This is a genomic window from Blautia sp. 1033sp1_1033st1_G9_1033SCRN_220408 (assembly GCF_040929965.1).
Taxonomy (GTDB): Bacteria; Bacillota; Clostridia; order Lachnospirales; family Lachnospiraceae; genus Blautia_A; species Blautia_A ammoniilytica.
The window spans coordinates 61,089-68,781 of sequence record NZ_JBFKZO010000022.1 but is presented as its reverse complement, the minus strand read 5'-3'; the positions used below and the strand labels follow the sequence as shown (position 1 = coordinate 68,781).

The following is a 7,693-nucleotide window of genomic DNA, read 5'->3' as shown; positions in this document are numbered from 1 at the left end:
GTACGCTATGTTCAACGATAATCCACCGGCAGATTATAAAGCACATGCTATGTCAGTCAGTGATGTGATCATTACAAGGCGGCAGCAATCTTGAATGCACTGAGGCGGTCAATATTGTCACCGGTATATTCTTTCTTTTTATGTGCCAGAATATCGGCACACTTTCTCATCTGAAGTTCAAATACAACATTAAATTCTTCTTGTGTCATGTGATAGTTCCTCCTTTGTTTTGTGATAGTTATCGTTCGAGATCTTTGGTTTTTGATCTCACTGGTTCTGGAATCTGCATCTGAAGAATGGCATCAATATTCTGATCAGCAGTATCCAGATCTTTTAATTTTTCTTTCAAGCTGCTTATTGCTTCTTCTTCGGAAGCTATCTGCTGTTGCAGTTTCTCTTTTTGTAAAGTCAGAGTTTTTAGGCTTGTCATCTTTCCATCCTGATAAAATGATCTCAGCCAATCTCTGGCTTCTTCATATTTCTGAATTTCTTTCGCATGTTCTTTCCGGTACTTTCCTTTGTACTTTGCATTTGAAAATTGGGAATAAACTTTCTTGTTTGCATAGTACTGTCCGGTGTAGTGGATCTGATCGTTGAGAGTCCTTAGATTGGACCGATGCTGAGCAAACAGTGTCTGCATTTCTTTCAGTTCCTGCTTTGATGCAAACAGTGTATTTTTCAGATCTGACTGCGTATCAAATCCATGTTCCTGTATATAGATAATGGTATTTGCCATTTGCTGCAGGTTAGAAAGTTTTACCCGATGAGCATAAGCCGGGCTCTGCATTGCTTTCACATTTGTCTGGAGATTTACAACCAGGCGCAGGTGAGATCTGACGTAGAGAATGGTCAATGGATCCTTGCGTAAGAAGGTCTGTTCCAGGTGTTCTTTTCCATATCGTGTTCCCAGTGCACGTTCAGTAATCCGCTTCTGTCGATCAGGATGAAGATAGCTGTATCTACCCCGATGATCAATCACAGAGATCTGAAATTGTTCCAGAAGTTTAGATTGGAATTCATCAAAACTATTGGAAGTGGCAGCACATTCATTAATCGCATTTCGCAAATATTCTTTCTGTGTAAGGAACACGGTGGATGTTGGTTTGAGACCATCTTCAATAATTTTCTGATTGATCTCATCCAGTTTTTGCTGGCCGTGTTTCTGTGTCATATACTCTTTCTGAGTAATTTTTCTCTCGGCCGGAGCAAGAAGATCTATCTGGTGAAGTCCTTCCTGTAGACACCGATTCATGACAGTTTTCTTAAAAGTGCTCATGAAATTATCAGTGGAACGATGCTTGTAACCGGCGGCTTCCTCATGTGGTTTATCCATATAAGGCTGCCTTTCCACTGCAGTCTTTCTCACACTGTTGATAACGATGTGGGTATGGATATTTCCAGATTCATTGTGGCCATCGGTGTGAGTAACCACCAGCGCCTGATATCCGGGAAACATCTGCTTTGCAAGGTCCAAACTGATTACCTGTGCTCTCTCTCCGGTAAGACCGTTTTCTGTAACATCGGCTGGATCGTAGCTGATAATGTAGTGGTGACTTTTGATATCTTCACGTTTCTTATTTTTGTGAAAATGAGCATTTGTCAGTTCACATTCCTTGTCAAAAGACATCGGATCACAGTTCAGTCCATCCATGTAAAACTCTTTTCGCAGGATGCTTCGTCCGGATTCATCTACAAGCTTTTTTCCGGTTTTTGCATCATGTTCAAACAGAAGATAATTGATAGCCGCCGAGTAATTTGCATTTCTGCTTTTAATGTGTTTTACGATTGCCATTCATACCACCTGCTAGTTTTAGTACCTCTTTTCTCAATAGGAATAAGTCGGTGATGCACTGATGGATTTCATTTTCTATAGCACGTGACTGACTGCCACCACTGTTAAAATGCTTGGCGATCTGATTGAGGTTCGATCCAATCTTTCCATATTCACTGACCAGTTTTCTGAGATCGTTCATGTCTGCAACAACTTCAATCTGATGATTGATTTGCTTTTCAAGTAGGAGTTTTCTCAGATATTCGGAACGAGAAAGTCCTGTAACGTCAGAGGCTTCATTTAATACTGCCAATTCAATATCCGTTAATTTTAACGTGATGATGTTACTCCTCTTGAGATTCTTTTCTTTCTTCTTAGGTGCCATAGTCCTCCTTCCTTTTTGATAAGACATCTTGGATGTGCGATTACACTTTTTAACCGGCTGTCCCTTCCGGTTATATAAAGTGCTGCGACTATCTTTGATAGAGAGCCAACAGATATCTTTGATGTCTGTACGAGGGTATGGGGAATCGGAATCCCCATCAAGAGACTTACCCGGAGGTATGCCGTAGCCATAAAATGGCGATACGGTAATACCTGGGTGGATCTTGCTCTGTGTCTACGAACCCTCTCACATATACAAAAGATGGAGGGGGAAAATACAGGGTGTGAGAGAAAAGAATTTTAGAAAAATCAAAATAACTCAAAAACTTGACTTTTAACATTGCCGAAGTTAAAATGAAAGAAAATGAGTTAAAAGGAGAATGAGAAATATGCTTACCAGCGTATTCGGGATTTCTATAAAATATGAAGCATGGAATCATCAGGATTCTTTGCCTGTTTACATCGCAGGAAGTTATGATTTTCAAACAGCATATATTGGAAATAGACGTTGTATAATGCTTGCTCCAATAGAAGAACTTGTCACACTTCCGGCATTGAAAAAACAAATTGCAAAAATACAGCAAATTGATAATGTGCCAGTCGTCCTTGAACTTGCGACAGTATCTAATTATCGAAGAAAAAGTCTTATAGAAAATAATATACCGTTTATTACTGATAAGCAGATCTTTCTTCCTTTCATTGGAACAATGCTTACAGATGAGAAAGAATCGCCAAAGCTGACAGGTAAGTTTGTTTACTCAACGCAGCAGTTGCTTTTGTTTTATCTGTATAGTAAGAAAAAACGCTTGTATATTTCAGAAGCCAGAAAAGTGCTTCCATTTACAGCAATGACCTTGACTAGAGCAGTAAAGCAGTTGGAAGCGACAGATTTGTTTCTTGTAGCAAAAGACGGTGTCAACAAGTTTATTGAGTCAAAATATAAGCGAGATGAATTATTTGAAAAAGCAAAAGTATATTTGACGACACCTGTCCGCAAAGCAGGATATATAGATAAGGCGCAAGTTACAGAAAACATGGTCTTTGCAGGGGAAACGGCACTTTCTGAAAAAACAATGCTAAATCCCAGCCGAGTTGTTACCTATGCAATTAGTGAGAAAGATTATGATAAAACTTTGCTGACAGATGAACTGATAGACCCGGATAAACAGGTCAGACTTGAATTATGGGCATACAACCCGAAACAATTTTCGGAGGATAACAGTGCTGACGATATTTCCATTGTTTTATCTTTTGGAGATACAAATGATGAGAGAATTGAAGAAGCAGTAGATGAATTGCAGGAAAGAAGGTTGCAGGAGTAATGGTCAACGGATTTACAAAATTTAAGGAAAGATTTCAGGGGTTTGAAAATCAATATGTCATCATCGGCGGGACAGCTTGTGATTTGATTATGGAAAATGAAGAATTACCGTTTCGTGCTACAAAAGATGTAGATATTGTATTGATTGTCGAATCCATAACAGCGGAGTTCGGCAGGCAGTTCTGGGAGTATGTCAAGGAAGCAGGATATGAGCATTTGAATAAAAGTACCGGAAATGCACAGTTTTATCGTTTCACATCTCCGAAAAGCAAAGAATATCCATATATGATAGAGATATTTTCCAGAAATCCAGATTTTATTATATTGGAAGATGATGCAGTTCTCACGCCGCTTCCGATAGATGATGAAATATCCAGTTTGTCGGCAATCCTTTTAAATGAAGCGTATTATGAATTGCTAAAAACCGGACAAATGATGGTTGATGGCATTCCAGTATTAAGTCCGACTTGCTTGATACCATTTAAGGCGAAAGCGTGGCTGGATTTAAAGGAACGCAAGCTAAATGGAGAGCAGGTTGACAGCAAAAATATAAAGAAACATAAAAACGATGTGTTCCGATTAGCACAGTTAATCACAGCCAATACAAGGCAAGTTCTCAGCCCGGAAATAGCGGAGGATATGAAAAAATTTTTATCTGAAATAGCTGATGAAACAGTGGATTTAAAATCATTAGGCATTAGAGGGACGGATAAACAAAAAATTATAGATATGTTGTACCTATGCTACAATTTGAACGATAATACATAATTTTTCTCTAAAGCCAAAAAAAATTTCATATTAGAGGCTGTATTTTCACCCTCCTTCTTTTGTATATATGAAAGATATTTTTTTATGTACGAAGGAAGGAGGTTTTTTCATGCCTAAAGTCAGAAAAGAAATTCCAGAATTGGAAAAGCTGGTGCAGGTCGGAAGAAAGAAATTTGTCCGTTATGAGGAAGGGGCACAATTATATTCTATGGGGTTGCATACATTTCAGGAATTAGCGAAAGATGCGAAAGCAGTCTATCATGTGAAGAGAGTTGTTCTGGTCAATACAGAGATTGTGGATGAATATCTTGAAAATTTCAGAGATGAATTATAAAAAATAAAATGTAATACATGAGGAGCAAAACACGTTGACTTGTTGTCGGACATAAAGTATAATAGTGTTGTAAGGAAGGAGGAAATAGTATGGCAAAGATGGGAAGACCAAAGAGTGAGGATCCCATGAATTATCGTTTCACCATCCGTTTCTCCAATGCTGAGCAGAAGCAATTGGAAGCTTATGCTGAAAAGTACGATCTTACAAAAGGGCAGGTGCTTAAGAAAGGATTGGAACTATTATACCGACAGGATAAGCACAGCTAAGATGCTCCTCACGATTAGTGAGGTGAGAGGATGGCAAAATCAAGAAAAGACAGCCGGGGGTATGTGTTGCGAACCGGTGAGAGTCAGAGAAAAGACGGTCGCTATTCTTATTCTTATACAGATTTAGATAAAAATAGACGAACTGTTTACGCAAAAACATTGGTTGAACTCAGAGCAAAAGAAAGAAAAATCATCCGCGACAAAGAAGATGGACTGAATCCGCAGCTGGCTGACAGGATGACGCTGAATGAACTGTATGATCGGTTTATCGAACAGAAATATGATTTGAAACCATCAACAAAAGTGAATTATCTCTATATGTATAATCACTTTGTCAGACCAACATTTGGAAAAAGACTGATTGGTAAGATCAAATATTCTGATGTGAAAAAATTCTATTATCGTATTATCCTGGATGAAGAAATGAAAGCAAATACGCTGGATAGTATACATACACAGTTGCATCCGGCATTCCAGATGGCTGTAAGGGATGGACTGCTCAGACAAAATCCGACAGACGGATTAATGGCAGAAATCAAAAAGAGCCATATCTGGGAAGATAATCCGAGACATGCGCTTACGATTCCACAGCAGAAAGCTTTTATGGATTACTTAAAAGCCCATCGGGAATATCAAGGATGGGTACCTATTATAACGGTCCTTCTTGGAACAGGAATGCGAATTGGTGAATGCATCGGTCTTCGATGGGATGACCTGGATTTTGAAAAGCGCATTATCAGTGTGAATCATACTTTTATCTACAGACCTGATGAAAACAGAAAATCGGTCAAGCATATTTCTACACCAAAGACGATTTCAGGACGGAGAACCATTCCGATGATCGATGAAGTGTTCAATGCTTTTCTGGATGAGTATGAGATCCAAAAGTGCATTGGCTTTTCCTCAGAAGAGATTGATGGATATTCAAATTTCGTTTTTGTAACAGCAACCGGAACGGTATATTTACCAAATGCAGTTAATCGAGCGATTGAAAGGGCAAGAGTTGCATATAACAAAGATGAAATAGAAATAGCAGAGAAAGAGGATAGAGAACCACTCATTATTCCTCATTTTTCAGCTCATCATTTGAGGCACACATTCTGCACAAGACTGTGTGAGAATGAGTCGAATTTGAAGGTGATCCAAAGTATCATGGGTCACTCAGATATTACAACAACCATGGATATTTATGCGGAAGCGACACAGGAGAAAAAGCAGGAAATTGTTGCAAATCTCCAGGGAAAGATTATAATATAAGTAGAGAATTGTCTTGTTACTTGAAGAGACAATCTATATATCAAAACAATTTGTACAACACGAATGACACAGCGGACTTGGGGCTCTATGGACCTCAGTGGAAGGCAAAAAAAATCAGTTTTTGGATGTGTACGGTGCCTGACGGAGCTCAGTGGACAAGGGTGGAAGGAATCGTTCAATTAATCCCAACAATGAAGTCACTCGGTGATGTAAATAAGAAAAATGATGTAACAAATCAGGCTGCCGAAGAAATGAAAGCAGAGCCGGAAAAAATTGATTTCTCTAATGTAAAGATTGAGCCTTTATTTGAGGAAGAAGTTGATTTTGATACATTCAGCAAGTCAGATTTCAGAGCTGTAAAGGTTAAAGAGTGTGTTGCAGTACCGAAGTCAAAGAAACTCCTTCAGTTCACTCTTGATGATGGAACAGGCACAGATCGTACGATTTTAAGCGGTATTCACGCTTATTACGAGCCGGAAGAACTGGTTGGTAAAACACTGATCGCCATCACAAACCTTCCACCAAGAAAGATGATGGGAATTGAGTCTTGCGGTATGTTATTATCAGCAGTAAATAATCTGAAAGACTCAGAAGATGAAGAACTGCATCTGATTATGGTTGATAACCACATTCCAGCAGGTGCAAAGCTCTATTAAGATGATGTATGGATGTACCGTTTCACTAAAATGACGGGATGTACTTCATTTGATCGAAACCATATAAAACAGTGATTTACATCAAACTTACATCATTTGATGCAGAAATCGGTACAGGCAAGAAAAAATCGCATAATTAGTGCAGTGAGTGGGCAATTCCAATCGGAGTTGCCCATTTTTACAACGAATAGAAAAGTAAATTTCCAAAAGTAAAAATAAAAGGAAAAGAAGGTAGAAAGATGGCAACCAAAAAGCAGATTATAAATGATTGGCAGAAGATTTTCCCAGAATTAAAAAAACAAGGTTCAATTTCATTGGACAATAGATTAGGTCCATTGATAACAGGAATTTATATTAAAGTGGTTCGAAATACATACTATACACCGATTTTTTATGTGCACAATTTATGCCGGGAATATTCGAGCATTACTACATCATTACAATGTGGCAGTGAAACAATGGCGTTAGAAAAGCATGAAGAACGATATATCTTTTCGGCAGAAAGATTAAAAAATAAATTGCCTATTCCATTAAAAGGAGATGTTTCAATAGACAAAATTATTGAAGGATATAAACTTTATTTAAGTAATCCAAAAAGAAAGTCATTCCAAGAATGTAAAGATATTGCACTGGTATGTGGCTGGTATGGAGATAAGGAAAAACTTGATAGTATTCTGAAATATATTTGGGATAATGTGCAAGATGATAAAAATCATCCATTTTTCCGAGAAAATGGTGTAGAAGCATGGTTCGAAGAAATATGTGAGGAGTCAAGAAATTATGAGAAGCTTCATGAAATATGTGAGAAAGAAATCATAAAACACAAAGTAGAAAAATTGCCATATAGGAATATTATTTGAAGAATTAAAAAATATTGTGTTGCCCTTTGAGAGAGGAGAAATCCTTTTCTCAAAGGGCTTTTTCTATTTATACAGA

Annotated in this window: 10 protein-coding genes and 1 pseudogene; 8 read left to right on the top strand and 3 right to left on the bottom strand. The window is 38.0% G+C overall.

Features of this window, described 5'->3' with window-relative positions:
• Positions 1 to 7: 7 nt before the first annotated feature.
• The gene (locus AB5916_RS14345) at positions 8 to 94 is read left to right on the top strand and encodes a hypothetical protein (RefSeq protein WP_368191533.1); all 87 of its coding nucleotides are present in this window, start codon (positions 8 to 10) and stop codon (positions 92 to 94) included.
• On the opposite strand, the gene AB5916_RS14340 is transcribed toward AB5916_RS14345, so the two are convergent.
• The 3 genes from AB5916_RS14340 to mobC are packed head-to-tail and all read right to left on the bottom strand — an operon-like array spanning position 72 to position 2,156.
• Entirely contained in the window at positions 72 to 209 is a 138-nt protein-coding gene (locus tag AB5916_RS14340) for a hypothetical protein (RefSeq protein WP_343019480.1), read from the bottom strand. The two genes, AB5916_RS14345 and AB5916_RS14340, sit on opposite strands and share 23 nt — an antisense overlap.
• Before the next feature lie 29 nt (positions 210 to 238).
• Positions 239 to 1,792 carry a relaxase/mobilization nuclease domain-containing protein gene (locus tag AB5916_RS14335; protein WP_343019431.1) on the bottom strand — a complete coding sequence of 518 codons (1,554 nt, stop codon included), beginning with the start codon at positions 1,790 to 1,792 and terminating at the stop codon, positions 239 to 241.
• Complete coding sequence (mobC, locus tag AB5916_RS14330) at positions 1,770 to 2,156, bottom strand: plasmid mobilization relaxosome protein MobC (protein WP_343019430.1); 387 nt, start codon at positions 2,154 to 2,156, stop codon at positions 1,770 to 1,772. Before mobC ends, AB5916_RS14335 begins: the two co-directional genes overlap by 23 nt.
• Positions 2,157 to 2,544: 388 nt before the next feature.
• On the opposite strand from mobC, the gene AB5916_RS14325 reads away from it, so the two are divergent.
• From AB5916_RS14325 to AB5916_RS14295, 7 genes and pseudogenes are all read left to right on the top strand, one after another.
• Positions 2,545 to 3,477 (top strand): MarR family transcriptional regulator, encoded by a 933-nt coding sequence (locus AB5916_RS14325; protein ID WP_343019429.1) that lies wholly within the window; start codon positions 2,545 to 2,547, stop codon positions 3,475 to 3,477.
• On the top strand, positions 3,477 to 4,244 hold the full coding sequence (locus tag AB5916_RS14320; RefSeq protein WP_118198858.1) for a hypothetical protein: 768 nt from the start codon (positions 3,477 to 3,479) through the stop codon (positions 4,242 to 4,244). Before AB5916_RS14325 ends, AB5916_RS14320 begins: the two co-directional genes overlap by 1 nt.
• 109 nt (positions 4,245 to 4,353) lie before the next feature.
• Positions 4,354 to 4,578, top strand: a complete 225-nt coding sequence (locus tag AB5916_RS14315) for a DUF6462 family protein (protein ID WP_009245419.1) — start codon at positions 4,354 to 4,356, stop codon at positions 4,576 to 4,578.
• A gap of 89 nt (positions 4,579 to 4,667) precedes the next feature.
• On the top strand, positions 4,668 to 4,844 hold the full coding sequence (locus tag AB5916_RS14310) for a hypothetical protein (protein WP_343019428.1): 177 nt from the start codon (positions 4,668 to 4,670) through the stop codon (positions 4,842 to 4,844).
• 30 nt (positions 4,845 to 4,874) lie between these two features.
• A complete protein-coding gene (locus AB5916_RS14305; RefSeq protein WP_101695127.1) occupies positions 4,875 to 6,101 on the top strand; it encodes a tyrosine-type recombinase/integrase in 1,227 nt (408 codons plus the stop codon).
• 173 nt (positions 6,102 to 6,274) lie between these two features.
• Positions 6,275 to 6,757: pseudogene (locus AB5916_RS14300) on the top strand (lysine--tRNA ligase); the annotation flags it as partial.
• Positions 6,758 to 6,996: 239 nt separating this feature from the next.
• Entirely contained in the window at positions 6,997 to 7,617 is a 621-nt protein-coding gene (locus AB5916_RS14295; protein ID WP_055215904.1) for a hypothetical protein, read from the top strand.
• Positions 7,618 to 7,693 lie beyond the last annotated feature (76 nt).

Excerpts from the sequence above, each read along its gene's own strand:
- AB5916_RS14345 (WP_368191533.1), top strand. The coding sequence starts at position 8 with ATGTTCAACGATAATCCACCGGCAGATTATAAAGCACATGCTATGTCA.
- AB5916_RS14340 (WP_343019480.1), bottom strand. The coding sequence starts at position 209 with ATGACACAAGAAGAATTTAATGTTGTATTTGAACTTCAGATGAGAAAG.
- AB5916_RS14335 (WP_343019431.1), bottom strand. The coding sequence starts at position 1,792 with ATGGCAATCGTAAAACACATTAAAAGCAGAAATGCAAATTACTCGGCG.
- mobC (WP_343019430.1), bottom strand. The coding sequence starts at position 2,156 with ATGGCACCTAAGAAGAAAGAAAAGAATCTCAAGAGGAGTAACATCATC.
- AB5916_RS14325 (WP_343019429.1), top strand. The coding sequence starts at position 2,545 with ATGCTTACCAGCGTATTCGGGATTTCTATAAAATATGAAGCATGGAAT.
- AB5916_RS14320 (WP_118198858.1), top strand. The coding sequence starts at position 3,477 with ATGGTCAACGGATTTACAAAATTTAAGGAAAGATTTCAGGGGTTTGAA.
- AB5916_RS14315 (WP_009245419.1), top strand. The coding sequence starts at position 4,354 with ATGCCTAAAGTCAGAAAAGAAATTCCAGAATTGGAAAAGCTGGTGCAG.
- AB5916_RS14310 (WP_343019428.1), top strand. The coding sequence starts at position 4,668 with ATGGCAAAGATGGGAAGACCAAAGAGTGAGGATCCCATGAATTATCGT.
- AB5916_RS14305 (WP_101695127.1), top strand. The coding sequence starts at position 4,875 with ATGGCAAAATCAAGAAAAGACAGCCGGGGGTATGTGTTGCGAACCGGT.
- AB5916_RS14295 (WP_055215904.1), top strand. The coding sequence starts at position 6,997 with ATGGCAACCAAAAAGCAGATTATAAATGATTGGCAGAAGATTTTCCCA.